We start from the raw sequence: 26,176 nt of genomic DNA, 5'->3' as shown, positions 1-26,176 counted from the left end.
ACGAGGTGAAGGCCGTGGATGACGGTGCGTTCAGGCGCCCACCAAAGCTCTCTCAAGAAGATCCCTCACGTAAGCCTCGTCCGTCCGGCATCCCTCCGCGAGCCAGGCCTGACGAGCCAAGCCGAGGATCTCACCGATCTTCGGCCCTTTCGGGACGCCGCGCTCCACGAGATCAGCGCCACGCAGGGGGAAAACCGGAACGCTCTCCTTACCGCTTCGATAGCGCTCGAGGGCGCTCAACGCATCCCCGTTGATGTGGGGCGAAGGCTCTCCATCGATGGCGGCGAGAACGACGCTCAGCGTCTCGATTCCATGATCGGCCACAAGGCGGCGGATCGCGATTGCATCGAGCGGCGTGCCCCATGTTTTCAGAACGACGAGCAAGCGCGCATAGGCCACGAGCTTCTTATGCTCGTCATTCGAGAGCCTGAGATGCTCGCGCAGGCGATCCGCATCCTGCTCGACCATCATGGCAAGCGCCGCGAGACGCCAGATTGCAACCGGATTGTCCTTGTCGAATGCAGCCACTCTGCTGAAGCGCCCGAACTCCGCGGCACCGGCAATCAGCCATGTGAGGAAACCGTATTGGCTCAAGACACGCAACGTCTCTTCCGCGCGTCTTGCCACGAGGAGCTTGAGCAATTCATGGCGGATTCGCTCCTTCGAGAGAATGCCCAATCCCTGTCGCTCGCTTCCCGCTGCCTCGAGGCCTTCCGCATCCAGCTCGCCTTCCGCATATTCCGCATGAAAGCGGAAGAAGCGCATGATGCGCAAGAAATCCTCGCGAATGCGCTTATGCGCATCGCCGATGAAGCGCACGCGCCGCTCCTGAAGATCGGCGACACCATCGGTGTAGTCGTAGAGCTTTCTGTCAGGACCAAGAGACAGAGCGTTGATGGTGAAGTCGCGCCGCCTTGCATCACGCGCGAAGTCGCGCCCGAAATGCACGACCGCATAGCGCCCGTTCGTTTCCACATCCACGCGCAGGGTGGTGACCTCGAAGGGCTCGCCGTCGACGACGACAGTCACGGTGCCGTGGTCGATGCCGGTCGGAACAGATTTGAACCCGGCGTCATGCGCGCGCTTGATCATGGCGTCCGGCAGCATGGTGGTCGCGCAGTCTACTTCCGTGACGGGCCGGCCGAGCAGGGCATTGCGCACGGCCCCACCCACGATACGCGTCTCTTCGCCATGGTTGTTGAAGGCTTCAAGCAGGCGCCGCAGTTGCGGGCGCTCCAGCAGGCCAAGAAGCGCCTTGTGATCGAGGAGCTCACTCACTGAAACTGTCCCGGGACGACTCGTCCATTTTCGATATGGGTCGGCACGAAGGTGCCGGTATGACGCTCGCTCATCAAGCCTGTGACGACGAGCGAGGCGATGACCATAGCAAGGCCCGCGATGGCAAGCCAGAATGATTGATCGTTCCAGGAAGACCAGGCCAGAGCATTGCGGCGGCGGATGACGAGATAAAGGCCGAAGAGAACGAAAGGCAGGAAGAACAGCACCAATCCCTGCAGAAACGCGCGTGTCATGGCGTGTAGAGCCTCTCATAGAGATTGCGGATGATGCCCGCGGTCACTCCCCAGATATAGCGCCCCTCGTAGGGCATCGCATAATAGCGCCGAAGCCTGCCCTTCCACTCGCGCGAATGAAGCTCGTGACGCGCCGGGTCCATGAGGAAGCCCAAGGGCACCTCGAAGGCATCGGCCACCTCGTTGTGGTTGAGGTTGAGCGTGTAGGACGGCGAGACCCGGGCCACGACGGGAATGACCAGGTAATTGGTGGTGGAGAGATAGGCGTCGAGATAGCCGAGGGGCGAGATGAAGCGATTGTCGAGCCCGATCTCCTCTTCAGCCTCGCGGCAGGCCGCCGCCAGGATCGAGTCATCCGTCGGGTCGACCCGCCCGCCGGGAAAGGCGATCTGGCCCGAATGCTGGCGCAAATGAGCGGAGCGCTCGGTGAGCAGCAAAGCCGGTTCCTCCCGCATCACCACGGGCACCAGCACGGCAGCGGGCTTGGGCTCCAGGGGATAGACCAGAGGCACATTGTCGAGGCTGTGGTCGCCGCGCGGATTGGCAAGCGCATCCTCCAGATGCGGCGGCTCATGACGCAGCCGCTCGGCAGCAAGCGCCAGGAAATCCGGCTTGTCCAGGGGAGCAATCCTCATGCGAGACCCTCGAGGTCGCAAGCCGAAGCGATGGGGAAGAAGGCCCCCTTCACCGCAACCCCGAACAGATTCCGCCCTTCGACCTCCCGCTCCTCGGCCAAAGCGATCAGGTCCATGGTCAAGGTACGCGTGACGAGCGCCCACAGATCGCCGCGCACCTTCACGTAAGGCTTCACGCCCCCATGCTCCTCCTGCTCGAAGCGCAGGGGATGGTTGGATCCGACCTGCACGACATCGTCCACATTCGTACGGAAGGCGATCTGGCGATCCTCCCCCTCCCCTTCCACCGCCATCTCGACGGCGAGGAACGGAGCGTCCTCGACGGTGATCCCCACCCGCTCCACGGGGGTGACGAGCACGTAGCGCTCCGGGTCCTTACGAAGAACTGTGGAGAACAGCCTTACAAGGGCCGGCCTATTGATGGGCGAGCCCATGTAATGCCAGGAGCCGTCGGCGGCAATGCGCATGTCGATCTCGCCGCAATAGGGCGGGTTCCAGCGCTCGACCGGAGGGGGGCCTTTCCGGTTGGCCCCGGCGCCGAGCGCCTCCGTGAGGCGGGCCAGGGCAGAGCCGGGGGATGGGGTGTTGGAATCCGTCATGACGCAAGCGTGAACAAGAAAGTGACCTTCGAGGATCGACGAGGGGCTGCCATCGGCTAGTTCCTAAGCATAGAGTCCCCAGAAGCTTCGTCCAATCCTTCCGGTCACCCGCTGCGGCTGATCGACCCTTGCCACTCCATAGGGATCGAGGGCAGACTAGGTGCTTGGGGGCGTATGCAACGAGAGGGAGAATGACCTCATGACGGCCGGCATGTCTCAAGCGCCCACTGCCCTGGACGACGCGATCATCCGCAATGCGGAGGCGACGCTTGAGACCGTCGGGCGCGCCAGAGAGGCCATTCACACCGTCATCTTCGGCCAGGAAGACGTGGTCGATCAGACCCTGATCACCCTGCTTGCGGGCGGTCACGGCCTGCTCGTGGGCGTCCCGGGCCTCGCGAAGACGAAGCTCGTTGAGACGCTCGGCACTGTCCTCGGCCTGGATGCCCGCCGCATCCAGTTCACCCCCGACCTGATGCCCTCCGACATTCTCGGTTCCGAGATCCTCGACGAGGGTGCCGACCGCCGCCGCTCCTTCCGCTTCGTGAAAGGCCCGGTCTTCACCCAGCTCCTCATGGCGGACGAGATCAACCGCGCGAGTCCGCGCACCCAGTCCGCCCTGCTCCAGGCCATGCAGGAGCATCATGTGTCCGTGGGCGGCGAGCGACATGACCTGCCCCAGCCCTTCCACGTGCTGGCCACGCAAAACCCCATTGAGCAGGAGGGCACCTATCCCCTTCCCGAGGCGCAGCTCGACCGTTTCCTTCTGCAGATCGACGTGAATTACCCGACCCGCGAGGCCGAGCGGCGCATCCTGATCGAGACCACTGGCGCGGAGGACCACAAGCCCGTCGCCGTCATGAATTCCGAAGCGCTCATGAACGCCCAGCGCCTCGTGCGACGCCTGCCGGTGGGCGAGAGCGTGGTGGAGGCGATCCTCGACCTCGTCCGCTCCGCCCGTCCCGAGGCAGAGACTGTCGACGGCGTCACCGACAAGATTCTCTGGGGGCCCGGCCCCCGTGCCAGCCAGGCCCTGATGCTGGCAGTGCGTGCAAGGGCTCTGATCGAGGGGCGCGTTGCGCCTTCGATTACGGATGTGGTGGCGCTGGCTGAGCCTGTTCTCAAGCACCGCATGGCGCTCACCTTCTCCGCCCGCGCCGACGGAGAGACGCTGAACAGCGTCATCGGCCGCCTCACCGCGCAGCTGGCAGGTTAAGGATCACAGTCATGGCCCGTGTCCGGGTCCTTCCCGAGAGCGCCCGCTCGCCGGGGCGTCAGGAGACAGAGAGCGCTCTGTCGCTTGCTCACCGCATGCCGCGCCTCGTTCTGGAGGCAAGGCGGGTGGCCGCGAACCTCGCCCACGGGATCCATGGCCGCCGACGCGCGGGCGTTGGCGAGAGCTTCTGGCAGTTTCGCCCCTTCGTGGCGGGCGAAGCCGCGCAGCGCATCGACTGGCGCCGCTCCGGCCGCGACGACCGGCTCTACGTGCGCGAGCGCGAATGGGAGACGGCGCAGACCCTCTGGATCTGGATCGATCGCTCCGCCTCCATGGGCTATGCCTCGGAGCTCGCGCAGGCTCCCAAGATCGAGCGCGCCATCGTGCTGGGGTTTGCTCTGGCCAGCTGCTTCGTGGAAGCGGGAGAGCGGATCGGCATGCTCGGCCTCATGGCGCCGCGCGCGACACGGCAGATCGCCGAGACCATGGCGCAGACATTGGTTGCGGACCGCGTTTCCCTCGAAGAGAATCTGCCGCCCGGCGCCCCCATCGCGCCGCAGCACGAGGCCATTCTGATCAGCGATTTCCTCTCGCCCGTGCGCGACATCGCAGCCGCCGTGGAAGGCATATCCTCACGCAGCGCCCGTGGCCATCTCGTCATGATCGTCGATCCGGTCGAGGAGACCTTCCCGTTCCAGGGACAGGCTGTCCTGCACGACCTGGAGGATGGTCTTTCCCTTCGCATCGGCGATGCCGAAGCCTGGGGGCGTGCCTACCGCGAACGGATCGACGCGCACCGGGCCGAGCTGCAGGAACTGACGCGCCGCCGGGGATGGACCTTCACGATCCATCGCACCGACAGGCCGGCCAGCGAGGTGGCTTTGCGCATCATGACCCTGGTGTCGGCCTCGCGCGGCGCGGCCGTGGGAGGGCGCTAAATCATGCTGGGCCTTCCCCTCACCTTCACCGTACCGCTTGTCCTGACAGCGCTCGCGGCCCTGCCCGCAATCTGGCTGCTTCTGCGCATCACTCCGCCGCAGCCCAAGCGCGTGGAATTTCCGCCGCTCAAGATCCTCGCCGATCTGCGGCCTGAACAGGAGACGCCGGCCCGCACGCCCTGGTGGCTTCTGCTCATGCGCTTAGCTCTCGCGGCCTTTCTCATCCTTGCTGCGGCAGGGCCGATCTGGAATCCGCTGGCAGAGGACGACAGCCGCGCGCCGCTCCTCATCATCCTGGATAATGGCCTTGCCGCCGCGCACGATTGGCGAGACCGGATGAATCTCGCCTCCGAGCGCATCGAAGCTGCAGGCAGGGACGGTCGCACCGTCGCTCTCGTCGCCACGGCGGAGCAGCCTGCGGCGATCGAACTCTCGAATCCCGGATCCACGCTGGAGCGTCTGCGCTCCTTGAAGCCGCAGCCGCATCTGCAGGATCGTGCAGCGCACCTCGAATCCATCCGGCGTTTCCTGGACGCGACGCCTGATGCGCAGTTGGTCTGGATCAGTGACGGGGTTGCCGGCGTTGATGGACAGGGCTTCATCGACGGCTTGGCACAAATGGCAGACGGTCGGCGGATCACGGTGCTCAAATCCGAGCGCGCTTCCACGCTTGCGGTCGCAGGCGTGGAGAATGCCGGCGGGCGCTTGAACGCGCGGGTCGTGAGGGCGGAACCCAACGGGCGCGATTCCGGCACGCTGCGGGCGCTGGACTTGAAGAACCTGCCGCTCGCGGACATGCGTTTCACCTTCGATGCGAACGCGACCGAGACCACGGTTGCCTTCGATCTTCCCACGGAGATCAGAAACGCCATCGCCCGCATCGAAATTCTCGGCGAGAGTTCCGCCGGTGCGGTGAACCTGCTCGACGAGCGCGGCAAGCGTCGCCGGGTCGGCCTCGTCTTCGGCGGCACCGCCGACCAGACGCAGCCTCTTCTCTCGCCTCTCTATTATATCGAGCGGGCCCTCTCGCCCTATTCGGAAATCCGCATGGGACGCGGCGGCGTGGCGGATGCCGTGAACCAGCTCATCGAGGAACAGGTTTCCATCCTCGTGCTCGCCGACGTGGGCGGCCTCGACCGCGAAACGCTCGGCAAGGTGACAGCCTTCGTCGAACAGGGCGGATTGCTGCTCCGCTTTGCGGGTTCCCGTTTGGCTGCGGGCAATGATGAACTCGTGCCGGTCCGCCTGCGCCGCGGCGGGCGCAGCCTCGGCGGATCCCTCTCATGGGATACGCCGAAGACCTTTGCACCCTTCACGCGCGAGAGCCCCTTCTTCGGCCTGAAAGTTCCAGAAGAGATCGGCATCCGACGTCAGATCCTCGCCGAGCCCGACGGCGATCTGCCCTCGCGCACCTGGGCCTCGCTGGCGGATGGAACACCCATCGTGACGGCGGACAAGCGTGGCGACGGCCTCATCGTTCTCTTCCACGTGACCGCCGACACCACCTGGTCGAACCTGCCGCTCTCCGGCCTCTTCGTCGACATGCTGCGCCGGATCACGGCTCTCGCCGGTGCGCCGAGCGATGTGAATGCGGAGGCGCGCAATGCCGAGAATGAAACCGTTGCACCGCGCCTCACCCTCGACGGCTACGGCGTGTTCACGACCCCGCCGGCGAATGCCCGTGCCGTGGCTCGCAATTACAACGAGCGCGCGACCGAGGAGCATCCGCCAGGTTTCTACGGCCCCGTCGATTCAAGTCTCGCGGTGAATGCGCTTCTGCCGGAGGACAAGCTCGCACCGCTCAACACCGCCCCGCTCAACGCACGGGTCGCACCGCTGGCGGGCGCTCAAACCATTGATCTGCGCATGCCTCTCTTCATGCTCGCGCTCATCCTGCTTCTGGCTGATACGCTGGCTTCGCTGTGGCTCGGTGGCCATCTCGCCAATCTTTCAGGACGGTTGCGCAGGGCAGGCACGGCAGCCTCCATCCTTCTCGCATCGATGATGCTCTTGACCTCCGCCTTCGATGCGAGAGCGCAGGACCTCGGAGCGCGCCGGTTTGACGAGAGCGCGAGCCCCGCACTCGTGACCCGCCTGGCCTACGTGGTCACCGGCGATGCGGGTGTCGATGAGACGAGCAGAGCCGGCCTTCTGGGACTGACGCAGGTTCTGTCGCAGCGCACGGCGCTGACCCCCGGCGATCCCATCGGCATCGATCCTTCGCGCGATGAGGTCGCTTTCTATCCGCTCATCTACTGGCCCATCGTCGCCACGCGGCCCATGCCGCCGGAGGCTGCAATCCGTAAGCTCGACGCCTTCATGAAAGGCGGAGGCACGGTGATCTTCGACACCCGCGATGCCTTCAACAACCGCCCCGACGGAGCGGTAAGTGCCGAAGGTCAGTATCTGCGGCGCATGCTGGCCACCCTCGACATTCCTGAGCTCGAGCCGGTGCCGACCGATCACGTGCTGACGAAGACATTCTACATTCTCGATTCCTTCCCCGGCCGCTACGCCACAGGACAGACCTGGGTCGAAGCTCTGCCGCCTCAGGCAGAGGGTGAAGAGAACCGCCCCGCCCGCTCCGGCGACAGCGTGTCTCCGATCATCATCACCTCCAACGATCTTGCTGCCGCCTGGGCGGTCGGTGCGCGCGGAGAATATCTTTTCCCTGTTGTCGGCAGCGATCAGCGCCAGCGTGAGATGGCTTATCGCAGCGGCATCAACATCGTGATGTACTCACTCACCGGCAACTACAAGGCCGACCAGGTGCATGTGCCTGCGCTGCTTGAGCGGCTGGGGCAGTAAGGCGAGCCATGTCATCAGTGCTCTCGATCAGCTTCTCGCCCCTCATTCCAATCTATGCGCTCTGGATTGTTGGTGCCATTGCCGCGCTGCTTGCGATCCTTGCGATCATCTCACGTGGACCTGTGGCGACACTCCGCGCCATCGCACTGGCGCTCGTGCTTCTTGCTCTTGCCAATCCGTCCCTTGTGCAGGAAGAGCGCGAGAAGGTGAAGGACATCGTGGCCGTCGTCACCGACCGCTCGACCTCGCAGACCCTCGGCGACCGTGCTGCGATGACGGATCAGGTGCGAGCGGAGCTGGAGCGGCGCTTCGGATCGCTCGCCGATGTGGAGCCGCGCTACATCCAGGCGGATGACAGCGGAGGCGATGAGGGAACGCGTCTGTTCGCCGCCCTCTCCAACGGCTTGGCCGATGTTCCGCCGGATCGTCTGGCAGGTGTGATCTTCATCACGGACGGCGTGGTGCACGATATCCCGCCTTCCGTCGACGCACTTGGATTCCGCGCGCCCTTGCATGCCCTCATCACGGGCAGGCCCGATGAGCGCGACCGGCAGATCAAGCTGATCGAGGCTCCCCGCTTCGGCATTGTCGGCAAGGAGCAGACCATCCGCGCGCAGGTGATGGAGCGCGGCGGCACGGGCTCGGCTCTCGTCACGCTTCGTCGCGACGGACAGGTTCTCTCCCGTCAGCAGGTGCGCTCCGACACGACGTTCTCGCTGCAGGTGCAGATCGAGCATGGCGGCACGAATGTGGTCGAGCTCGAAGTGGAAGGCCTGCCCAACGAGCTGACGTTAGCCAACAACCGCGCCGTCGTTCCCATCGAAGGCATTCGCGAGAAGCTGCGTGTGCTGCTCGTCTCCGGCGAGCCTCATGCGGGTGAGCGCACATGGCGCAACCTGCTGAAATCCGACGCCAATGTGGACCTCGTGCACTTCACCATTCTTCGTCCGCCGGAGAAGCAGGACGGCACGCCGATCAACGAATTGTCGCTGATCGCCTTCCCCACCCGCGAGCTGTTCCAGCAGAAGATCAAGGACTTCGACCTGATCATCTTCGACCGCTACGCGAACCAGAGCATCCTGCCGTCGAGCTATTTCGAGAACATCGTGCGCTATGTGCGCGAGGGCGGTGCGATCCTCGTCGCGGCAGGTCCGGAATTCGCAAGCTACGGCAGCCTTGCGCAGACGCGGCTCGCACCGGTCATTCCCGGCATTCCCAACGGGCGCATCGTCGAGCAGCCGTACAAGGCCAGCATCACCGATACCGGCAACCGCCATCCCGTGACGCGGGACCTGCCGGGCTCCGAGACGTCACCACCCGCCTGGGGCGAGTGGCTGCGCATCATCGGGTCCGACGTGCAATCGGGCGCAACACTGATGTCCGGGGCGAACGATCTTCCGCTGCTTGTGCTGCGGCGCGAGGAAAAGGGCCGCGTTGCGCTGCTTCTCTCCGATCATGCGTGGCTCTGGGCGCGCGGCTATCAGGATGGCGGTCCGCATCTCGACCTGCTGCGCCGCCTGGCGCATTGGCTCATGAAGGAGCCGGCGCTGGAGGAGGAAGCGCTGCGTGCATCGGCGTCCGGCCGCACCATCCGCATCGAGCGGCAGACGATGGAGGACACGGCAGCGCCCGTGACCCTCGTGACGCCGAGCGGCGTGGAGAGCAGCATTCCCCTCTCTGAGAGCCGGCCCGGTCTGTTCACGGCCGAAGTCGAAGGCAAGGAACTCGGCCTTCACACGGTGCGCTCCGGAGAGCTCATCGCCTTCGTGAGCATCGGCCCCGCCAACCCACGCGAGCTGATGGACGTGTTCAGCAACACGGAGGCGCTCACCCCCATCGCGGAGGCGACCGGCGGCTCCGTGCGGCGCGTGGCGATGGAGGGTGATCAGAGCATCACGGTGCCCCGCATCCTTGCGGTGCATTCCGGCTCGCGCTTCTCGGGTGGCGATTGGATCGGCCTCAAGCCCAGTGAGAGCGCCATCGTGCGCGGCGTCTCCGTCTTCCCGCTGGCGCTCGGCTTCATCGGCCTTGCGCTTTTGATCGGCGCGACGCTCGCGGCCTGGCTGACGGAGGGCCGTCGTCGCACTTGAGTCCCGCAGCGCACCATCCATCGGGACACGCGCTCCAGGTCTCTCATTCGCTCCGGTCCTCCATCATGGCCGTCCCCGGACTTGATCCGGTATCGCCCCGGGCACTCCGGTCCTGTTGCTTTGTGCCACTCCACCTCGTCATGCCCGCGCTTGTCGCGGGCATCCACGTCTTAGGAATCACATCAGCTTGAAGACGTGGATCCCCGGCCGGGGATGACGCGAGAGGCTGCGGCAGGCGGGAGGGCGCAGCCGGAACATGTTCTCACTTTGTTCTTGACTTTGGGCCTGGTCTGAACTATGTTGCATCTGTCCTGACCTGCTGGGGGCGCGCTCGCGAGGCGTCGTAAGCTGCGGGGTCGGGAGCGGTCCCGTGCGGGAGGTGAACGCAGGCCTGCTCGACGGGAGGCCCAGGCTGTGCCCGGGGTTCAGGATTGGTCCGGAGCCGCCCGCTGAAAGCGATGCGGTGGCCGCTTCGGGCAGTTGCTGGGACCGCGCCGCCTGTCCGCCTAAAAAAGCCGTGCGCGAGGAGCCGTTCGGTTCCACGCTTCACTTCCAAGATCGAGCCGGACCGCTCCTCGCGCCCCCCTCGACTGCCAAACCTCGGAACGCCACCGGCCCCGGGGACAATGGCGCATGCCCTCGCCGCTCTTTGACATTCCCCCACCGACAGCGCCCGTGTCATCCCCGGCGGTCAGCCAGACCGGGAAGGGGATCCAAGGCTGAGCGCGGAGTGAATTCCCGTCCTCTCCGATGGCTATCGCTATCTCCGGCCGGGAATGGCGCTCTTCAGGGCCGCCCTACTTTCCTAACCTGCTGCCCTCATCCTGAGGAGATCGCTTGAGCGATCGTCTCGAAGGAAGATCCAGAGCGCATTGAACCATCCTTCGAGACGCAGCCTCACGGCTTCTCCTCAGGATGAGGGCAGCGGCACAAGGCTGGTGATGACAGAATGTTGTGAAAGCACGGAGAGCGCAGGCACGGCTTGGCTAGGACGCCTTTGGGAGAGGCGTGACGAGCCCCTTGGCGCGGGCGAGCGCCCCCTCCGCCAGTTCCAAAGCCAGAAAACGGGCAGGATTGACCGGGCCTGGCAATTGCAATTGCTGCGGCGGAATATGTTTGAAGCCGAAGCGGCTGTAATAGGGCTCATCGCCCACGAGGAGCACCAGGGTGTGCCCCTTCGCCTTCGCCGCATCCAGCGAACGGCGCATGAGGGCAGCGCCGATGCCCCTGCTCTCGAAGGCAGGTTCGACAGCGAGCGGGCCAAGCATCAGAGCGGGCTCCTCGCCAGCCATCACCGGCGTCAGGCGCACGGAGCCGACCAGCAGCGTGCCCACCATGGCGGTAAATGAGAGATCGAGCAGATGGCCGGCACCTTCCCGCAGACGGGAGGCCGTGCGGGCATAGCGGCCCGGGCCGAAGGCACGCTCGTGAAGGCGCTCGATAGCCTCGTCATCGATGGGTTGCTCGGAACGGATGAGAAGGGAAAGCTCGGTCATGACGGACTCAAGATTCAAGACGACAAATATGAAAGGCGGCTGGACGAATGAGGTCAGCCCTGTCGTCGTCGCTGAATCCGAATGATGGTCATTGTTGTGGCGTTTCCTTCTATGGCTCTGGCCATAGCGCATCGTGCGGAAAAGTGGATTCGATTTTTTCGCCCGAACGATGCGCTCCTCTCGAGAATGAGCATCGGATCGATCCCAAAAGTGCAAATCCACTTTTGGGTCCGATGCTCTAGCAGCGTCGGACACGCCGCGCAAACCCTACTCTTTTACCAGGTGGCGGAGAGAGGCTGCCCTTCGAGGATTTCAGCCAGCCGGCGGCGGGTTGCCGCCGTCGTGCCCTCCGGCAATTGATCGAGCGGGAAGAACCCGGCCTCGGCAATCTCCCGGTCAGGCTTCTTCTCCCCCAGGATTGTGAAGTTCCGGATTACGTAGACCAGCACATGGTCGCGCCGCGAAATCCGATGGTTGAAGTAAACACCTGCCAGGACCGGCGGCCCGTCAATGGAGATGCAGGCTTCCTCGCGCAGCTCACGGGTCAACGCATCGAGCGCCGTCTCCCCTGTCTCCACGCCGCCTCCGGGAAGATGCCAGCCCGGCACGTAAGTATGCCGGATGAGAAAGACCCGGCTCCTTTCGTCGAGCACAGCGGCACGGACGCCCAAGGTCATCCCCCGGGAAAAGCGCCAATAGGTATGAAGCCCCCAGGTAACGAAGCGGGCAGCTTTGCTCTTTGGCGCGGAGTCAGACATCGGCCGAATAAATCATGGGAAGATTACGGGAGAATGAATGGAGACATTCATCCCATGCATAGCTGATCCATGGGAATAACGCGTGACCTGCACCCTACTAAGGTCTAACACAACGCCAGCCAAAGGTGTTCCAATGTTTCTGTCCCTGATCCTGTCCTACATCAACCGCACAGCCCGCTTTTCCTGGTCCCCGGCCCTCAACCTCGAGGACCGCTCGATCTACTCGACCCTGATCCCGGGCGCCCAGTACTAAGGCTTTGATCTTCCGATCCGATCGCCAGGCTCCCAAAAAGCTTGGCGATCGGCCAGCCTCCCCTCTCGACTGCATTTAAGGGGCCATCAAGTCCCTGTCTGACCTGATCGAGCGGGCGGCCATCTCACTCGTCATCATCCGCGACGAGAATGACCCGCGAATTGACCGGCATTTCGCGAACCGCCCCCGCCCCGACCCTTCCTCTTCCCCCGGGATCCGAGACGGTGTGGCCCAAGACGGGCCGCGATTCCCCCTAGCTCCACGTTTCCTAAAGGCCGCGAGCGTTCTGGCGCTTTTCGCCGCCATCTTCATCGGCAACGCTTGACGGCACGCGCAGGGCGGGCGAACTCTCGTCCGTTCACTCGTCCTAGGCCATCATGTTCCGCATTGCTCATCTGACGGACCCTCATGTGGGGCCCCTCCCCCGGCCCCGCCTGAAGCAGTTGCTGAGCAAGCGCCTGACCGGCTGGTACAACTGGCACCGCAGCCGGCAGGACCTGCACGACATGGAGCTGCTGGCCGAACTCGTCGCCGATATTCACGCGCAGAAGCCGGACCATATCACCTGCACGGGCGATACCTGCAATATCGGCCTTCCTGACGAGTGGGAGACATCGCGCATCTTCATGGAGAGCCTCGGCGATCCGTCGCGCGTCACCTTCGTGCCGGGCAATCACGATGCCTATGTGCGCGGCTCGCTTGAAGGTTTGCTGCAGAAGATTGCTCCGTGGACGCGCGGTGACGACGGGCGCGAGGCCGTGTTTCCCTATCTTCGCCGGTACGGGCAGATCGCCATGATCGGCCTGTCCTCCGCCATTCCGACGCTCCCCTTCGTGGCGACTGGGCGTGTTGGATCGAAGCAGACGAAGGATGCGGAGGAAATGCTGGCCGAGTTGGGGCAAGATCCATTCTGCTTCCGCATCGTCCTCATTCACCATCCGCCCCATGTCGGCGGGGCCGAAGCCGGACGCAACCTGACCGACGCCAAGCGTTTTGAGGGCATGATCAAACGTGTCGGCGCAGAGCTCATCCTTCACGGGCACAATCACGTGGGCTCGCTCGCTCACATCGACGGACCGCGCGGGCCGGTTCCGATTGTCGGAGCCCCTTCCGCTTCCGCACGCGGGGGAACCCTCACGCATAAGGCGGGCTATCATCTCTTCACGATCGATCGGGATGAAACAGGCTTCCTGCTTACAGCCGAATTGCGAGGCTTGACGCCTGACGGTACCGTCGGGGGCATGGGCATGCTGTCTCTTGCCCGCATCAGGCAGCCCGAGGCACGGCCATGAACGCACTCACCTGCCTTCTCGTCTATGACACCGTGTGAGCCGCAGCCGGCATGCCTCAGGCTGCCTTCTCCGTCGACCGCAAGGCTCTGGCCAAGGCTGTCGAGGCCGTGACGATCCCGAAGCTTGAGGTCCGCCAAAGGATCGGTTGTTCCGCTCACGCTTCAAACTTGGCAAAAACGCTGAGCTTTGAGCGTGATTGATCTGTCTTTTCCTTGTCTGGAACCGCTCAGATCGCTCCTCGTTGAAGGGGTGCAGCAGCCACCCATGAACTTTGCAGCCTGGCAGGCTTCGCGTGGTGTTCTGCGCTCCCAGAAAACAGGAGTTACCTCATGAAGAAGCATGTTGTTCTCGCTGCCCTGCTTGCATCCATTTCCGCACCGGCTTTTGCCCAGACGGTTATTGATAGCCAGTCTTACCGTATGATGGCGGCTCAATCCGATGCCTTCGAGATTGCGTCGAGCCAGCTCGCTTTGCAGCGCTCGCGTAATCCCACTGTGCGCCGCTTCGCTCAAGAGATGATCCAGGCGCACGCTCAGACCAGCCAAGCTCTGAATGGCGGTCGCCCTGTCTATACGGCTTCCGGTGAGTTCATCGCTGGTTCGCTTGGCGGGACGCTGGCGGGTGCTGGTATCGGCGCTCTGATCGGCGGTCCTGTCGGCGCCGCTGTCGGCGCTGGTGTCGGCGCAGCGGCAGGCACCACTGCAGGGGCGGCGGCCACCTCGCCGGGCGCAACGGGCGGCACGGCGACAGGAGCCCTGACGGGTGCGGGCGTTGGCGCCCTGGTCGGCGGTCCTGTCGGCGCAGCTGTTGGTGCGGGCGTTGGCGCAACGACGGGTGCGGCGGCCGGCTCGGCCGCCGACGTGCAGTCTACCGGATCGATCACGCCGGTCCGCGTCGGTGTTCCGCTCAGCCCCGAAAAGACGGCCATGCTGAACCAACTCGCCTCCACCTCCGGCCCGCAGTTCGACCGTCTCTACGGTCAGTATCAGCGCATGGGTCACCAGGAGGCGCTGGCCCTGCACGCCAACTATGCTCAGGCTGGCGGCGACCCTTCCCTTCGCCAGTTCGCAGCCTCGGTGGTGCCGCATATCGAGCAGCACATAGCAGAGGCGCGTCGTCTTCCCGGCGGCTCGGCGACACGCCGCCGCTAAGCGATCTTACAGTTTTGAAGGATTGTGGCGGCGGGTCCTATGGGCCCGCCGTTTTCATGCGCCTTGAAGAAAATGCTCGACTTCCGCGCGATGGGGCATGGGCGCAACGGCACCCTCACCCAAGGTCGACAGGGCGGCAGCCGCATTGGCGTAAGCTGCTGCGCGAAACGGATCGCGATGAAGAAGCCACTCAGCGAGAAACGCTCCGTCGAATGTGTCGCCAGCACCTGTTGCATCGACAGCCTCGACAGGCTTTGCCGCGATCACCTCCCGCCGCTCCTTCGTGGCAACCATCGTGCCGTTCTTACCCATAGTCAGTGCCACCAAGCCACAGCCGAGATTGAGATAGAATGCGCAGATCTCTTCAGGGCTTTCCAGTTCCGTGAGCTGGCGTGCATCGTCGAGGCCGGGCAGAAGAATATCCGACATGGCAGACGCACCATGAATGATCGCACGGGCGCGCTCCAGCGGCCAGAGCTTCAGACGAAGGTTGGTGTCATAGCTCACGACCGTTCCGTTCGCCTTCGCATGGTTGATCGCGGCGAACACCGCATCGGTGCAGCTTTCCGAAATAGCCTGCGTGATGCCCGATGCGTGCAGAACGCGTGCGGACGCAATCTGGATCAGCGGCAACTCATCGACGGTGATCAGGCTCGCCGCCGATCCTGCGCGGGCATAGGAGAACACGTGCCCGTCCGCGCCGTAGCTGATGAAATAGATACCCGTTCGCCCATCCTTACGCGAAATGACGGATGAGCAATCGATGCCTTCGCGGTGCCAGAGATCAAGAAAATCCTGCCCGAAGGAATCACGCCCCAGTGCGGTGAAGATCGCAGCCTTCGCACCCTGGCGCACTGCGGCAACGGCGGTGTTGGGGACATCGCCGCCGAAGCCCGGAAGGTAGAGACGTTCGCCATTACGCTGCACCTCTGCGAATTCCATGAGCGGCTCGCCGAAGGCGAGAAGGTCAATGCTTTTCATGGACCTTATCCTGCCTTGGGGAAGGTAGCAGGGAGATTGTCTCCAACGGCCACGACTTTGCCAGGGTTGAGGATGTTCTGCGGATCAATCGTGCGCTTGAGACTGCGCATGAGATCGATCGCGACCGCATCCTTGTAATGGACCAGCTCATCGCGCTTGATGAGGCCGATGCCGTGCTCGGCGGAGATCGAACCGTTCATGTTGTGCACGATGTCGTGCACGATGCGGTTGAAGCGCTCCCACTGCCCAAGATACTCGGCCTTATCCATGCCCACCGGCTGCGATAGATTGAAGTGAATATTGCCGTCGCCGAAATGGCCGAACGCGCACACACGCACACTCGGCATCTCCGCCTCACAGGCTTTCGTTGCCACATCGATGAACTCGGCCACACGCGAGACGGGCACGGAGACATCGTGCTTGATCGATCCGCCTTCCATGCGCTGCACCTCGGAGAGATGTTCGCGCAGACCCCAGAGCGCTTGGCTCTGCGCCTCGCTGGAACCCAGAACCGCATCCTGCACCAAGCCCTTCTCGAAGGCTTCGCCAAGAACGGCTTCGAGCTGGCTTTGCAGGTCCGCATCCTTCTGCGGTGAAGACAACTCGATCAATGCATAGGAGTTATACTTCTCGGCAAGCGGTCGCACCGAACCCGGCATGTGCTTGAGGACAATCTCGATCCCGAATTCGGGCATGTACTCGAATGCAGTGAGCTGATCGCCTGCCGCCTCGCGCAGACGCTGAAACACCTTGAGCGCATCGTAAGGCGAGGCACAGCCGATGAACGCGGTGACACGTGCATGCGGTTTGGGAAAGAGCTTCAGCACGGCAGCCGTGATGATGCCGAGCGTGCCTTCCGACCCGATGAAGAGATCCTTCAGGTCGTATCCCGTATTGTCCTTGCGCAGACCTTTGAGGCCGTCCCAAATGCGGCCATCAGCCAGCACCACTTCGAGGCCGAGTGTCAAATCGCGCATATTGCCATAGCGCAGAACGGCGGTGCCGCCGGCATTGGTGGCAAGATTGCCGCCGATGCGGCAAGAGCCTTCCGAGGCCAAGGACAGAGGAAAGAGGAAACCAGAATCGCTCGCTGCATCCTGCACGGTCTTGAGAATGCAGCCTGCCTCGACGGTGATCGTCGCATTCACCGGGTCGATCTCGCGGATGCGGTCGAGACGGGCCAGCGACAACACCACACCACCATAAGGAACGCCGCCACCGACGAGACCCGTATTGCCGCCTTGCGGCACCACAGGCACGCTGGCCTTCGCGCATTCCTGCAGGACGAATGCAACTTCGTCACGATCCTTGGGCCGCACCACAGCCAGAGCCTCGCCCCGATAAAGCCCTCGCGACTCGGTGAGATAGCCATCGATGTCGCCTGCCGCCGTCAGAACATAGGCCTCTCCGAGCCGTGCCTTCAGGGTTTCAATGAGAGCCGTGCCAGTGCTGCCGTGTGCGGTCATCGTCGTTCCTCATGTGGAGCCCCCGTTCATGACGTCTTGTGGTGCGAACTGCAAGGTGTAGGAAGGACAAAGACGATTCCTGTTTTTCCTCAGAAGGCTCTCGCAAACCATCATGGCCTACGTCATTCCCACTCCCCCGGTCCCCGCCCTCCCGATCGCAGGCTCCGGCGATCTTTTTCCCGTGCGGCGCGTCTATTGCGTTGGTCGCAACTACGCCGCTCATGCACGGGAGATGGGCGGCGATCCGACCCGTGAACCGCCGTTCTTCTTCATGAAACCGGCCGATGCCCTGCAGGTCGTGCCGGAGGATCAGACAGTCGATCATTGCTATCCGCCCAAGACGCAGAACTATCATTTCGAGGTGGAACTAGTGGTCGTCCTTGCCAAGGGTGGGCGGGACATCCCGGTTTCCGACGCGCTCGGCCATGTCTTCGGCTATGCCGTCGGTCTCGACATGACCCGCCGTGACCTTCAGGACGAGGCCAAGCAGTTGCGCCGCCCCTGGGAGCTCGGCAAGGCCGGGGATTTCTCGGGCCCCGTAGGTCCGATCCATCCCGCCACGGAAGTTGGGCATCCGGCCAAGGGCGCCATCTCTCTCACGGTCGACGGTAGCGTCAAGCAGAAGGCTGATCTCTCTGACATGGTCTGGTCCGTAGCCGAGCAGATTGCCTACCTTTCTTCGTATTTCGAGCTCGCTCCGGGCGACGTGATCTTTGCCGGAACCCCGGAAGGCGTGGGCGCTGTAACGCAAGGACAGACCATGGTCGGGGCTATCGAAGGCCTCGGCGAGATCCGCCTGCGGGTTGTGTAAGGGGCTCCAAGTGCCCCTTGCCTTTTTCCAAAGATTGGCAGTTACTGCGCCACAGCGCGGTCCGAGAGGGCCGCGAGCAAGATAGGCTCCAACGTGTATCAGGAGCCCATAAGTTAAGGGAACGACTATGAAATTCGTTAAGACTGTCGGCCTTGCCGTCCTCGGCACCGCTCTCGCGATCGGCGGAGCGTCTGCGCAGGAAAAGACCGTCAAGATTGCGACCGAGGGCGCGTATGCGCCGTGGAACTTCACGGGCGCGGGCGGCAAGCTGGAAGGCTTCGAGATCGACCTCGCCAACGACCTGTGCGCGCGCATGAAGGTGAAGTGCGAGATCGTGGCTCAGGACTGGGACGGCATCATTCCGGCCCTCACCGCCAAGAAGTACGATGCCATCATGGCCGGCATGAGCATCACCGACGAACGCAAGAAGACCATCGACTTCGCTGGCCCCTACGCTGCCGGCCCGAACGGCTTCCTCGTCCCGAAGTCCTCGCCGCTCGCCAAGATGCCGGGCACGGGCCAAGCCTTCAACCTCGGCACCCAGAAGGAAGCCGCCGAGAAGGCCATCGATGCCGTAAAGCCGCTCCTGAAGGGCAAGACCATCGGCGTCCAGGGCTCGACCATTCACGCGAACTTTGCCGATAAATATTACAAGGGCACCGCTGAGATCCGGGAGTACAAGACCACCGAGGCTCACGATCTCGACCTCGCTGCCGGTCGCATCGATGCGGTTCTGGCAGACTCCACGGCAATCATCGGCACTCTCGAGAAGCCCGAATTCAAGGACTATGCCCTCGTCGGCCCGTCCATCACGGGCGGCATCCTCGGCGAAGGTGTCGGCGTCGGCCTGCGCAAGGAAGACCAGGAGCTGAAGAAGGCCTTCAACGAGGCCATTCAGGCAGCTGTCAAGGACGGCACCGTGAAGAAGCTGTCCGAGAAGTGGTTCAAGATCGACATTTCCCCGAAGGGCTAACCTTAGCCCTTACATATCCAGGGCGCGGCTTCGGCCGCGCCTTTTTTGTATGAAAACAGGTCAACTGCGACCGAAAACACCAGTCTGGCGCGTTGATTCGGCATGATTAGGCCTTGCGCCGGCTTGGCTTTTGGCTGTTACCTTTGAGGGGCCGAATAATGAGCTGCTGCAGCCATTTGGGCACAAGGATCAGTCAAAGCTGACCAGGGGAACGATGATGAAACTGTTCAAGGCACTGGGTCTAACCCTGCTGGCCTCCACTCTCGCTATGGGCGGAGCGTCTGCGCAGGAAAAGACCGTCAAGATTGCGACCGAGGGCGCGTATGCGCCGTGGAACTTCACGGGCGCGGGCGGCAAGCTGGAAGGCTTCGAGATCGACCTCGCCAACGACCTGTGCGCGCGCATGAAGGTGAAGTGCGAGATCGTGGCTCAGGACTGGGATGGCATCATTCCGGCGCTTCAGGCCAAGAAGTACGATGCCATCATGGCCGGCATGAACATCACGGAGAAGCGCCTAGAGACGATCAACTTCTCGCGCCCCTACGCCTCCGGTCCGCATGGCTGGGGCGTCATGAAGGGCTCCCCTCTCGAGAAGCTCGCAGGCACCGGCCAGCGCCTGAGCCTCGACAAGGAGCCTGAGGCAGCCAAGAAGATGATCGAGGAGTGGAAGCCGCTTCTGAAGGGCAAGACCGTGGGCACGCAAGGCTCGACCGTCAACGCCCAGTTCCTTGAGAAGTACCTCAAGGACACAGTCACGATCCGCGAATACAAGACCACCGAGCAGCATGACCTCGACTTGTCTGCCGGCCGCCTCGACGCGATCTTCGCGGCCCACTCCTCCCTGAAGGCCTCGACCGAAAAGCCGGAGTTCAAGGACATGGAGATCGTGGGTGGCGCGGTGAGCGGTGACGTGCTGGGCCGCGGTGTGGCGGTCGGACTGCGCAAGGAAGATACCAAGCTCAAGGCCATGTTCGATAAGGCCATCCAGGCCGCCATCGAGGATGGAACCGTGCAAAAGTTGACGCAGAAGTGGTTCAAGATCGACATGACTCCGCAAACCTGACAAGAGAGCGGCAAACGCGGCTCCCCAGCGCAGCCCTGCTCGCCTGGGGAGCGGGTACCGGCCGAGCCGGGATATGAGAGGAAATGGCTCGTTTTCCGCTTTAGAGGACGGGCACAGTCAAGAAAGTTAAAGCGTGCAACACCTGAGCTATTTCGAACTCGTCGGGTTCGGCCCCAACGGATGGGGATGGGCTCTTCTGACAGCGACGGCCATGACGATTGCCGTCGCTACCTGCGGCTTCCTCGCAGGTTCCATCGTCGGAACCTTCGTGGCCTGGGGCAAGATCGGCGGCAATGCACCGGTCCGCTGGCTGGCGGATGGCTACACCACCGTCCTGCGCGGAATTCCCGACCTCCTTGTGATCTATCTCTTCTATTTCGGCGGCAGTGCAGCGCTCGGCGCCATCGGCAGCCTGTTCGGCGCTGAGGGCTTCATTGGCGTCCCGGCCTTCGCCACAGGCGCCATGGCCATCGGCATCGTCTCCGGAGCCTATCAGGCCGAGGTGTTCCGCGGTGCTTTCCAGGTGGTCAGCCGCGGCGAGCTGGAAGCCGCCCGTTCGGTCGGCATGCACCGTTGGCTCATGTTCCGCCGGATCATCGCACCCCAGGTCCTCCGCTATGCCATTCCCGGCCTCGGCAATACATGGCAGCTGGTGCTGAAGGAATCCGCGCTGATCTCGGTGACCGGCTTGGTCGAGCTTCTGCGCCAGTCGCAGGTCGCCGCAGGCTCCACGCGCCGTCCATTCGATTTCTACGTCACGGCGGCGATTCTCTACCTCGTCATCACCTGGGTTTCGACCTATCTGTTCCAGCGTGCGGAGACCTATTCGCTGCGCGGCATGCGGAGGGCTTCCTGATGGATTTTGGCTTCATGCAGGAAGCGTTCCTGCGTCTCATCGGTGGCATTCCGCTAACCCTCAACCTCGCATTCACATCGATTGCGTTCGGCGCTGTCTTCGCCATGCTGCTCGCGCTCATGCGCATGTCGAACATCAAGCTGCTCGACTGGCCGGCCCAGGCTTATGTGTTCGTATTCCGCGGCACGCCGCTGCTCGTGCAGATCTTCCTGATCTATTATGGCCTCGGACAGTTCCGTCCTACACTGGATGCACTGGGCTTGTGGGGCTTCTTCCGTGAGCCCTATTGGTGCGCGGTTCTCGCACTCACCATGAACACGGCGGCCTATGGCAGCGAGATCATTCGCGGCGGCCTGCAAGCGGTGCCGCACAACCAGGTCGAAGCCGCGCGCGCCTGTGGCATGTCGGGCTTCCTGCTCTTCCGCCGCATCATCTTCCCCATCGCCGTGCGGCAGGCACTGCCTGCTTACGGCAGCGAGATTATTCTGATGGTGAAGGCCACGTCCCTGGCCTCCGTCATCACCATGATGGAAGTCACGGGCCTTGCGGCCAAAATGATTTCACAGACCTTCCGCGCCGTGGAAGTGTTCATCGTGGCAGGTGCAATCTATCTCGTCCTGAACTTCATCATCACTCGCATCATCATGGCCATCGAATGGTGGCTCTCGCCTCATCTGCGCCGCCCGCCGGCCGTTGAGCCGCGCCTGGAGGCCGCGCATGTCTAACGGAGTTTCGTCCTTGTCTTCTCAGACCGCCCCTGCTGTTTCGATCACCAACCTACGCAAGAATTTCGGATCGCTCGAAGTGCTCAAGGGCGTGTCGCTGAACGCCAATGAAGGAGATGTGATCTCGATTCTCGGCGCTTCCGGTTCCGGCAAGTCGACAATGCTTCGCTGCATCAACATGCTCGAAGTTCCCGATGGCGGCGATGTCACCATTGGCGGCGAGACGATCAAGCTCAAGGCTGGCCGCAAGGGCATGGTCCCGGCGGACCAGCGCCAGGTGGACCGTATCCGCTCGCGTGTCGCCATGGTGTTCCAGAGCTTCAATCTTTGGTCCCACATGACGATCCTGGAGAACGTGATCGAAGCGCCCGTGCATGTGCAGAAGCGCCCCAAGGCCGAGTGCATCGCAGAAGCCGAGGAACTGCTGGCGAAGGTCGGCATCGCCGACAAGCGCAATCAGTACCCCTCTCACCTCTCCGGCGGCCAGCAGCAGCGCGCAGCCATCGCCCGGGCGCTTGCCATGCATCCCAAGGTGATGCTGTTCGACGAGCCGACCTCCGCGCTCGATCCCGAACTCGTCGGCGAAGTGCTGCGCGTCATGCGCTCGCTCGCCGAGGAAGGCCGCACTATGCTGGTGGTCACGCACGAGATGGGCTTTGCCCGCGACGTGTCGAACCGCGTAGTCTTTCTGCATAAGGGCGTCGTGGAGGAGGAAGGTCCGCCGGCCGAGGTGTTCGGCGCTCCGAAATCAGAGCGCTTCAAGCAATTCATCTCAAGCCATCGATAAGACAAAAGCGCGGCCTTTGAGCCGCGCTTTTCATTGAGCTTTGCTTCAACTTAACGTTCGCTGATACGCACCGCCGTTCCGTCGATCTCTTTTGGACTCCGCTTGGGCGTGCCGAGATGATCGTGGATGATGCGCAGGTTGCGCTCGTTGGATTTGAAGAACACGTCAAACACATCGCCGGCCAGCGGAATGGCGCCGATGGCGGTATCCACGGCCACGTTAGCTACCATTCGAGCGATCTTCCAGCGCGGCAGGCCGAGCTGGTGCGCCTCCCAGATGATGTAACTCGCCAAGGCGGCTGAAAGAGCATCGCCGACGCCCGGTACGAGGCCCAGGATGGCATCGAGGCCGATGCGGCGGTTCAGACCCGGGATGACGAAGGCGCTGTCCATCAGCTTCGCCACGAGCGTGATGCGCGCAAGAGAATCCTCCCGGCTCGGGCCGGCAGCTTTGATGGCTTCGAAAAAGTCGCTACGGACAGCAGGCATTCCAGTCTCCAGTTGCCGATGTTACGGCTCGCAACATGATATGTGTATCGTCAGTGGAGCCTGCAAGATCTCAAGAATTGCAACATATTACACCAAGTATAGGAATTTTTCTGAGGCTAAAACGCTTGCAAAATAAGCGTTCTGTCCACGCTAACCCTTTTGGATAAATGATTTTTTCCCACATCACTCTTGCCTCAACTAGGCAGTAGCATAGGTACTGAAACCTAAGCGGTCACCGCAACTGCCAGTTTACTGGCCAATAAACATTGCTGCCGTTGGGAGGACCATCCACACGGCGTTCTCTTGTGTGGGGGCTCAGAACGGGGAGATCCCGATGAGCACCGAATTGAAAGTTCGTCGCGCACCTTGGCTCGTCTTCGTGACCAGCGCTTGTCTTGCGGGCCTGCTGCCAACAAATCTGGCCCATGCCCAAAGCCTACACCCACAACCAACCGGGATCGTGATTCCGATCCCAATTTCCACTCCTTCCCCCGCAGCCGATTCTCTTCCCAAAACCCTCCGTAAGACCAAAGCTGTTCTTAGAGCTCCGTCAAAAGCTCTTCCCAAAGTCGAGTACACCAGCCTGCCCTCCAGCGACCGGATCACGGACCCTGCTGTCACGGGCAGCCTGCCCAATGCCAGCACGCTCAGCAGTCGAACCCTCTCCGGCTTTGCCTCGCTGGTGACGCAGGGCACGATCACGCTGCGCGCCAGCGCCCCGACGAACTGCCTGCCTGGCAGCCTGCAGGAAGTCGTGGCAGATGTCGCGAGCAAGTTCGGCCCCGTCAGCGTCGAGTCCACGCATCGCAACACGAGCCGGAACTGGCGTGCAGGCGGCGCGCGTCATTCGCTCCATCTCTCATGCCGCGCCATCGATTTCAGAGTGAGAACCCGCACCCGCGGCGTGATGGCTTACTTGAGCTCACGCCCTGAAGTCGGCGGCATCAAGATGTATCGCAACGGTCTCATTCACATCGACAACGGCACACGCCGCTCCTGGTAACCCTTCCTTTCAAGCAGGCGAGACGGAACGCTGATGCAGCCTTGCACTCAGAATATCGCTCTCGTCTGCTTTCGTAGGGCTGGAACCTCGCGTGGAAGTGTAAGACACTCGACTGATGTTCGAGAACTTCACGCATCGCCGGATCGAAACGTCCGAGGCTATCATCAATCTCCGCCGTGGCGGCAATGGTCCGCCTATCCTGCTGCTGCATGGACACCCGCAGACGCATGTAATGTGGCACCGCGTTGCTCCGCGCTTGGCAGAGGATTTCACGATCGTCTGCGCGGACTTGCGCGGCTACGGCGACAGTTCGAAACCTCCAACCACGGCGGATCACGAGCCCTATTCCAAGCGCGCCATGGCCCGCGACATGGTCGAGGTCATGCAGGCTCTCGGCTTCGAGCGCTTTGCTGTCGTGGGTCATGATCGTGGCGGGCGCTGCGCCTATCGTATGGCGCTCGATCATCCCGGCCGGATCGTGGCCCTCTCCGTTCTCGACATTCTGCCGACCTACGAGCATTTCAAGCGAACCGACATGGCTTTTGCGATGGGTTACTGGCACTGGTTTTTCCTCGCACAGCCACATCCCATTCCCGAAACGCTGATCTCTGCTGATCCTGACACGTTCTATTTGCGTCGGGGACGCACAATGTTCGATGCGGAGGCTTTGGCAGAATACCAGCGCTGCTACACCAACCCTGAAACCATCCATGCCATGTGCGAGGATTACCGCGCCGGTGCGACCATCGACATGCGGCTGGACGAAGCCGACAAGCAGGCTGGACGGCGCATCGCATGCCCGGTGCAAGCGTTGTGGGGGTTAAGGAATGGGTTGGAGCGCTGGTATGATGTGCCGGCGGTCTGGCGCGACTGGGCGGATCATGTGGAAGGCCACGGAATCGAATGCGGCCATTACCTTGCCGAGGAAGCGCCTGAAGAGACGCTGGCCGCGCTCAAGCCGTTTCTCGCAGAAGCATTCCGCGTCGTTTCAGATGCGCCCGACGCGCAGCGACAAGGAAAACCGGATCGCGCGCCGACGCTGCGGCTCGTTCCAAAGACTTAAGTAGTCGCGCTGGAACTGCTCGAACGGTTCGCGCCCCTGCGCCTTCTCAAGCCCACGCACCGCCGAGCATGTACCAAGATAGCCAATCAGGTCGGAGGCCTGCCATTGCACCTCATTCGCCAACGGCGGTGCAGTCCCACTCCACAAAGGAAAGTCGAAGGAACGACAGCCATCCTCGACAAGGCGACTCTCCGGTGGCCAATAAGGGCCGGCCACCTCTTCATAGAAATGGCGGATCAGCGGATCAATCTGAAGCGATCCGCCAACAGCACGGAAAGCTGCCCGGTGCCGCACCCGACATCAAGTGCCAGCTTCATCTGCGTGCACTGATCAGCGAGATAATCGATCAGAGCCCGCCGATAAGTCGGGCGGTAGGCAGCATAATCAGCGGATCATGTCGAGAAGGGATCCTTGAACGATATTCTTAACGCCCAGAGAACGGAGCGATGGTGATGCCGTTTGCCTCGAGCTTCGCCCGGACTGTGCGCGCCATGGTCACCGCACTTGGCTCGTCACCATGGACGCAGATCGTATCGATCTCGATAGGAATGCGTTTTCCCGAGGTCGTGATGACGGCCTTGTCCTGGAGAGTACGCAGCACGCGCTCGGCTGCAGCATCGGCATCGTGCAGGACGGAGCCGGTCTTCTTGCGGGAGGTCAGCGTGCCGTCGTCTTCATAGGTACGATCCGCAAAGAATTCCCTCACCACTGGAATGCCCACGGTCTCCGACGCCTTCTCCATCAGAAGGCCCGGCATGCACACATTGATGAGGTTCCCATCGACTCCCTTGATGGCGCGGGCAATCGCAAGTGCTAGGCTCTCGTCTTCGTTCGCCATGTTGTTGAGCGAGCCATGGACCTTGACATAGGTGACCCTATGGCCAGCCAGGGTGGCGACAGCCTGCAGGGCGCCGATCTGGTAGGCTATCATCCGCTCGATCTCAGCGGGAGAGTCTCCACGGATCACACGCCGTCCAAATCCGTGCAGATCGTTGAAGCCCGGATGCGCGCCGACAGCCACACCCTTGCGCTTCGCTGTCTCGGCAGTGCGGAACATGATGGACGGATCGCCCGCATGGAAACCGCACGCGATATTCGCAGACGAGACGATATCGAGCATCGCCTCGTCATCCCCCATGGGCCAGGGACCGAAGCCTTCACCCATATCGCAGTTGAGATCAACTTTCATGGC

Annotated in this window: 24 protein-coding genes; 14 read left to right on the top strand and 10 right to left on the bottom strand. The window is 62.6% G+C overall.

Annotated features, from left to right (window positions below):
- Positions 1-30: 30 nt before the first annotated feature.
- The 4 genes from ACUXUR_RS17760 to ACUXUR_RS17745 are packed head-to-tail and all read right to left on the bottom strand — an operon-like array spanning position 31 to position 2,766.
- Entirely contained in the window at positions 31-1,278 is a 1,248-nt protein-coding gene (locus tag ACUXUR_RS17760) for a CCA tRNA nucleotidyltransferase (RefSeq protein ID WP_445503680.1), read from the bottom strand.
- Positions 1,275-1,532 (bottom strand): DUF6111 family protein, encoded by a 258-nt coding sequence (locus ACUXUR_RS17755; RefSeq protein ID WP_445503679.1) that lies wholly within the window; start codon positions 1,530-1,532, stop codon positions 1,275-1,277. Before ACUXUR_RS17755 ends, ACUXUR_RS17760 begins: the two co-directional genes overlap by 4 nt.
- Entirely contained in the window at positions 1,529-2,167 is a 639-nt protein-coding gene (locus tag ACUXUR_RS17750) for a CoA pyrophosphatase (RefSeq protein ID WP_445503678.1), read from the bottom strand. Before ACUXUR_RS17750 ends, ACUXUR_RS17755 begins: the two co-directional genes overlap by 4 nt.
- Positions 2,164-2,766, bottom strand: coding sequence for a DUF1285 domain-containing protein (locus tag ACUXUR_RS17745; RefSeq protein WP_445503677.1), 603 nt, complete (start codon positions 2,764-2,766; stop codon positions 2,164-2,166). The genes ACUXUR_RS17750 and ACUXUR_RS17745 overlap by 4 nt, the downstream gene beginning before the upstream one ends.
- A 199-nt stretch (positions 2,767-2,965) precedes the next feature.
- On the opposite strand from ACUXUR_RS17745, the gene ACUXUR_RS17740 reads away from it, so the two are divergent.
- Genes ACUXUR_RS17740 through ACUXUR_RS17725 form a run of 4 tightly spaced genes read left to right on the top strand, consistent with a single transcriptional unit; the run spans position 2,966 to position 9,818 of the window.
- Positions 2,966-3,982 carry an AAA family ATPase gene (locus tag ACUXUR_RS17740; protein WP_445503676.1) on the top strand — a complete coding sequence of 339 codons (1,017 nt, stop codon included), beginning with the start codon at positions 2,966-2,968 and terminating at the stop codon, positions 3,980-3,982.
- 11 nt (positions 3,983-3,993) lie between these two features.
- Positions 3,994-4,920 carry a DUF58 domain-containing protein gene (locus tag ACUXUR_RS17735; RefSeq protein WP_445503675.1) on the top strand — a complete coding sequence of 309 codons (927 nt, stop codon included), beginning with the start codon at positions 3,994-3,996 and terminating at the stop codon, positions 4,918-4,920.
- Between the two features lie 3 nt (positions 4,921-4,923).
- Positions 4,924-7,728: a DUF4159 domain-containing protein gene (locus ACUXUR_RS17730; protein WP_445503674.1), complete on the top strand. Its 2,805-nt coding sequence runs from the start codon at positions 4,924-4,926 to the stop codon at positions 7,726-7,728.
- A gap of 17 nt (positions 7,729-7,745) precedes the next feature.
- Entirely contained in the window at positions 7,746-9,818 is a 2,073-nt protein-coding gene (locus ACUXUR_RS17725; RefSeq protein ID WP_445503717.1) for a hypothetical protein, read from the top strand.
- Positions 9,819-10,804: 986 nt separating this feature from the next.
- Here ACUXUR_RS17725 and ACUXUR_RS17720 read toward each other — a convergent pair.
- On the bottom strand, positions 10,805-11,314 hold the full coding sequence (locus ACUXUR_RS17720) for a GNAT family N-acetyltransferase (RefSeq protein WP_445503673.1): 510 nt from the start codon (positions 11,312-11,314) through the stop codon (positions 10,805-10,807).
- Between the two features lie 275 nt (positions 11,315-11,589).
- Positions 11,590-12,072, bottom strand: a complete 483-nt coding sequence (locus tag ACUXUR_RS17715; RefSeq protein WP_445503672.1) for an NUDIX domain-containing protein — start codon at positions 12,070-12,072, stop codon at positions 11,590-11,592.
- 630 nt (positions 12,073-12,702) lie between these two features.
- Between ACUXUR_RS17715 and ACUXUR_RS17710 the strand changes: the two genes are divergently transcribed.
- Both ACUXUR_RS17710 and ACUXUR_RS17705 read left to right on the top strand, forming a co-directional pair.
- Complete coding sequence (locus ACUXUR_RS17710) at positions 12,703-13,617, top strand: metallophosphoesterase family protein (RefSeq protein WP_445503671.1); 915 nt, start codon at positions 12,703-12,705, stop codon at positions 13,615-13,617.
- A 329-nt stretch (positions 13,618-13,946) separates the two neighbouring features.
- Positions 13,947-14,768: a DUF4142 domain-containing protein gene (locus ACUXUR_RS17705; protein ID WP_445503670.1), complete on the top strand. Its 822-nt coding sequence runs from the start codon at positions 13,947-13,949 to the stop codon at positions 14,766-14,768.
- A gap of 54 nt (positions 14,769-14,822) precedes the next feature.
- On the opposite strand, the gene ACUXUR_RS17700 is transcribed toward ACUXUR_RS17705, so the two are convergent.
- Both ACUXUR_RS17700 and ACUXUR_RS17695 read right to left on the bottom strand, forming a co-directional pair.
- Entirely contained in the window at positions 14,823-15,749 is a 927-nt protein-coding gene (locus tag ACUXUR_RS17700; protein ID WP_445503669.1) for a sugar kinase, read from the bottom strand.
- A 5-nt stretch (positions 15,750-15,754) separates the two neighbouring features.
- Complete coding sequence (locus ACUXUR_RS17695; protein ID WP_445503668.1) at positions 15,755-17,215, bottom strand: FAD-binding oxidoreductase; 1,461 nt, start codon at positions 17,213-17,215, stop codon at positions 15,755-15,757.
- Positions 17,216-17,327: 112 nt separating this feature from the next.
- On the opposite strand from ACUXUR_RS17695, the gene ACUXUR_RS17690 reads away from it, so the two are divergent.
- From ACUXUR_RS17690 to ACUXUR_RS17665, 6 genes are all read left to right on the top strand, one after another.
- Positions 17,328-18,026 (top strand): fumarylacetoacetate hydrolase family protein, encoded by a 699-nt coding sequence (locus ACUXUR_RS17690; RefSeq protein ID WP_445503667.1) that lies wholly within the window; start codon positions 17,328-17,330, stop codon positions 18,024-18,026.
- 127 nt (positions 18,027-18,153) lie between these two features.
- Complete coding sequence (locus tag ACUXUR_RS17685) at positions 18,154-18,999, top strand: transporter substrate-binding domain-containing protein (RefSeq protein ID WP_445503666.1); 846 nt, start codon at positions 18,154-18,156, stop codon at positions 18,997-18,999.
- Between the two features lie 217 nt (positions 19,000-19,216).
- Complete coding sequence (locus ACUXUR_RS17680; protein ID WP_445503716.1) at positions 19,217-20,062, top strand: lysine/arginine/ornithine ABC transporter substrate-binding protein; 846 nt, start codon at positions 19,217-19,219, stop codon at positions 20,060-20,062.
- Positions 20,063-20,195: 133 nt separating this feature from the next.
- Entirely contained in the window at positions 20,196-20,918 is a 723-nt protein-coding gene (locus tag ACUXUR_RS17675) for an ABC transporter permease (protein WP_445503665.1), read from the top strand.
- Positions 20,918-21,643 carry an ABC transporter permease gene (locus ACUXUR_RS17670; RefSeq protein ID WP_445503664.1) on the top strand — a complete coding sequence of 242 codons (726 nt, stop codon included), beginning with the start codon at positions 20,918-20,920 and terminating at the stop codon, positions 21,641-21,643. The genes ACUXUR_RS17675 and ACUXUR_RS17670 overlap by 1 nt, the downstream gene beginning before the upstream one ends.
- Positions 21,636-22,430: an ABC transporter ATP-binding protein gene (locus ACUXUR_RS17665; RefSeq protein ID WP_445503663.1), complete on the top strand. Its 795-nt coding sequence runs from the start codon at positions 21,636-21,638 to the stop codon at positions 22,428-22,430. The genes ACUXUR_RS17670 and ACUXUR_RS17665 overlap by 8 nt, the downstream gene beginning before the upstream one ends.
- Before the next feature lie 50 nt (positions 22,431-22,480).
- Here the strand turns inward: ACUXUR_RS17665 and ACUXUR_RS17660 are convergent, their stop codons facing one another.
- Positions 22,481-22,918 (bottom strand): DUF4112 domain-containing protein, encoded by a 438-nt coding sequence (locus ACUXUR_RS17660; protein ID WP_445503662.1) that lies wholly within the window; start codon positions 22,916-22,918, stop codon positions 22,481-22,483.
- A 334-nt stretch (positions 22,919-23,252) separates the two neighbouring features.
- Here ACUXUR_RS17660 and ACUXUR_RS17655 point away from each other — a divergent pair, with 334 nt between their 5' ends.
- Both ACUXUR_RS17655 and ACUXUR_RS17650 read left to right on the top strand, forming a co-directional pair.
- A complete protein-coding gene (locus tag ACUXUR_RS17655) occupies positions 23,253-23,921 on the top strand; it encodes a YcbK family protein (RefSeq protein ID WP_445503661.1) in 669 nt (222 codons plus the stop codon).
- 115 nt (positions 23,922-24,036) lie between these two features.
- On the top strand, positions 24,037-24,984 hold the full coding sequence (locus ACUXUR_RS17650) for an alpha/beta fold hydrolase (protein WP_445503660.1): 948 nt from the start codon (positions 24,037-24,039) through the stop codon (positions 24,982-24,984).
- A 424-nt stretch (positions 24,985-25,408) separates the two neighbouring features.
- Here ACUXUR_RS17650 and ACUXUR_RS17645 read toward each other — a convergent pair whose 3' ends face one another.
- On the bottom strand, positions 25,409-26,173 hold the full coding sequence (locus ACUXUR_RS17645) for a LamB/YcsF family protein (protein ID WP_445503659.1): 765 nt from the start codon (positions 26,171-26,173) through the stop codon (positions 25,409-25,411).
- Positions 26,174-26,176 lie beyond the last annotated feature (3 nt).

Source organism: Microvirga medicaginis (assembly GCF_052658925.1).
This window is presented reverse-complemented; position numbering and strand designations above follow the sequence as displayed.

Coding starts and splice junctions, on each gene's coding strand:
- ACUXUR_RS17730 (WP_445503674.1), top strand. CDS start 4,924: ATGCTGGGCCTTCCCCTCACCTTCACCGTACCGCTTGTCCTGACAGCG.
- ACUXUR_RS17745 (WP_445503677.1), bottom strand. CDS start 2,766: ATGACGGATTCCAACACCCCATCCCCCGGCTCTGCCCTGGCCCGCCTC.
- ACUXUR_RS17755 (WP_445503679.1), bottom strand. CDS start 1,532: ATGACACGCGCGTTTCTGCAGGGATTGGTGCTGTTCTTCCTGCCTTTC.
- ACUXUR_RS17740 (WP_445503676.1), top strand. CDS start 2,966: ATGACGGCCGGCATGTCTCAAGCGCCCACTGCCCTGGACGACGCGATC.
- ACUXUR_RS17750 (WP_445503678.1), bottom strand. CDS start 2,167: ATGAGGATTGCTCCCCTGGACAAGCCGGATTTCCTGGCGCTTGCTGCC.
- ACUXUR_RS17695 (WP_445503668.1), bottom strand. CDS start 17,215: ATGACCGCACACGGCAGCACTGGCACGGCTCTCATTGAAACCCTGAAG.
- ACUXUR_RS17660 (WP_445503662.1), bottom strand. CDS start 22,918: ATGCCTGCTGTCCGTAGCGACTTTTTCGAAGCCATCAAAGCTGCCGGC.
- ACUXUR_RS17705 (WP_445503670.1), top strand. CDS start 13,947: ATGAAGAAGCATGTTGTTCTCGCTGCCCTGCTTGCATCCATTTCCGCA.
- ACUXUR_RS17685 (WP_445503666.1), top strand. CDS start 18,154: ATGAAATTCGTTAAGACTGTCGGCCTTGCCGTCCTCGGCACCGCTCTC.
- ACUXUR_RS17690 (WP_445503667.1), top strand. CDS start 17,328: ATGGCCTACGTCATTCCCACTCCCCCGGTCCCCGCCCTCCCGATCGCA.
- ACUXUR_RS17680 (WP_445503716.1), top strand. CDS start 19,217: ATGAAACTGTTCAAGGCACTGGGTCTAACCCTGCTGGCCTCCACTCTC.
- ACUXUR_RS17735 (WP_445503675.1), top strand. CDS start 3,994: ATGGCCCGTGTCCGGGTCCTTCCCGAGAGCGCCCGCTCGCCGGGGCGT.
- ACUXUR_RS17720 (WP_445503673.1), bottom strand. CDS start 11,314: ATGACCGAGCTTTCCCTTCTCATCCGTTCCGAGCAACCCATCGATGAC.
- ACUXUR_RS17665 (WP_445503663.1), top strand. CDS start 21,636: ATGTCTAACGGAGTTTCGTCCTTGTCTTCTCAGACCGCCCCTGCTGTT.
- ACUXUR_RS17645 (WP_445503659.1), bottom strand. CDS start 26,173: ATGAAAGTTGATCTCAACTGCGATATGGGTGAAGGCTTCGGTCCCTGG.
- ACUXUR_RS17710 (WP_445503671.1), top strand. CDS start 12,703: ATGTTCCGCATTGCTCATCTGACGGACCCTCATGTGGGGCCCCTCCCC.
- ACUXUR_RS17650 (WP_445503660.1), top strand. CDS start 24,037: ATGTTCGAGAACTTCACGCATCGCCGGATCGAAACGTCCGAGGCTATC.
- ACUXUR_RS17670 (WP_445503664.1), top strand. CDS start 20,918: ATGGATTTTGGCTTCATGCAGGAAGCGTTCCTGCGTCTCATCGGTGGC.
- ACUXUR_RS17715 (WP_445503672.1), bottom strand. CDS start 12,072: ATGTCTGACTCCGCGCCAAAGAGCAAAGCTGCCCGCTTCGTTACCTGG.
- ACUXUR_RS17655 (WP_445503661.1), top strand. CDS start 23,253: ATGAGCACCGAATTGAAAGTTCGTCGCGCACCTTGGCTCGTCTTCGTG.
- ACUXUR_RS17700 (WP_445503669.1), bottom strand. CDS start 15,749: ATGAAAAGCATTGACCTTCTCGCCTTCGGCGAGCCGCTCATGGAATTC.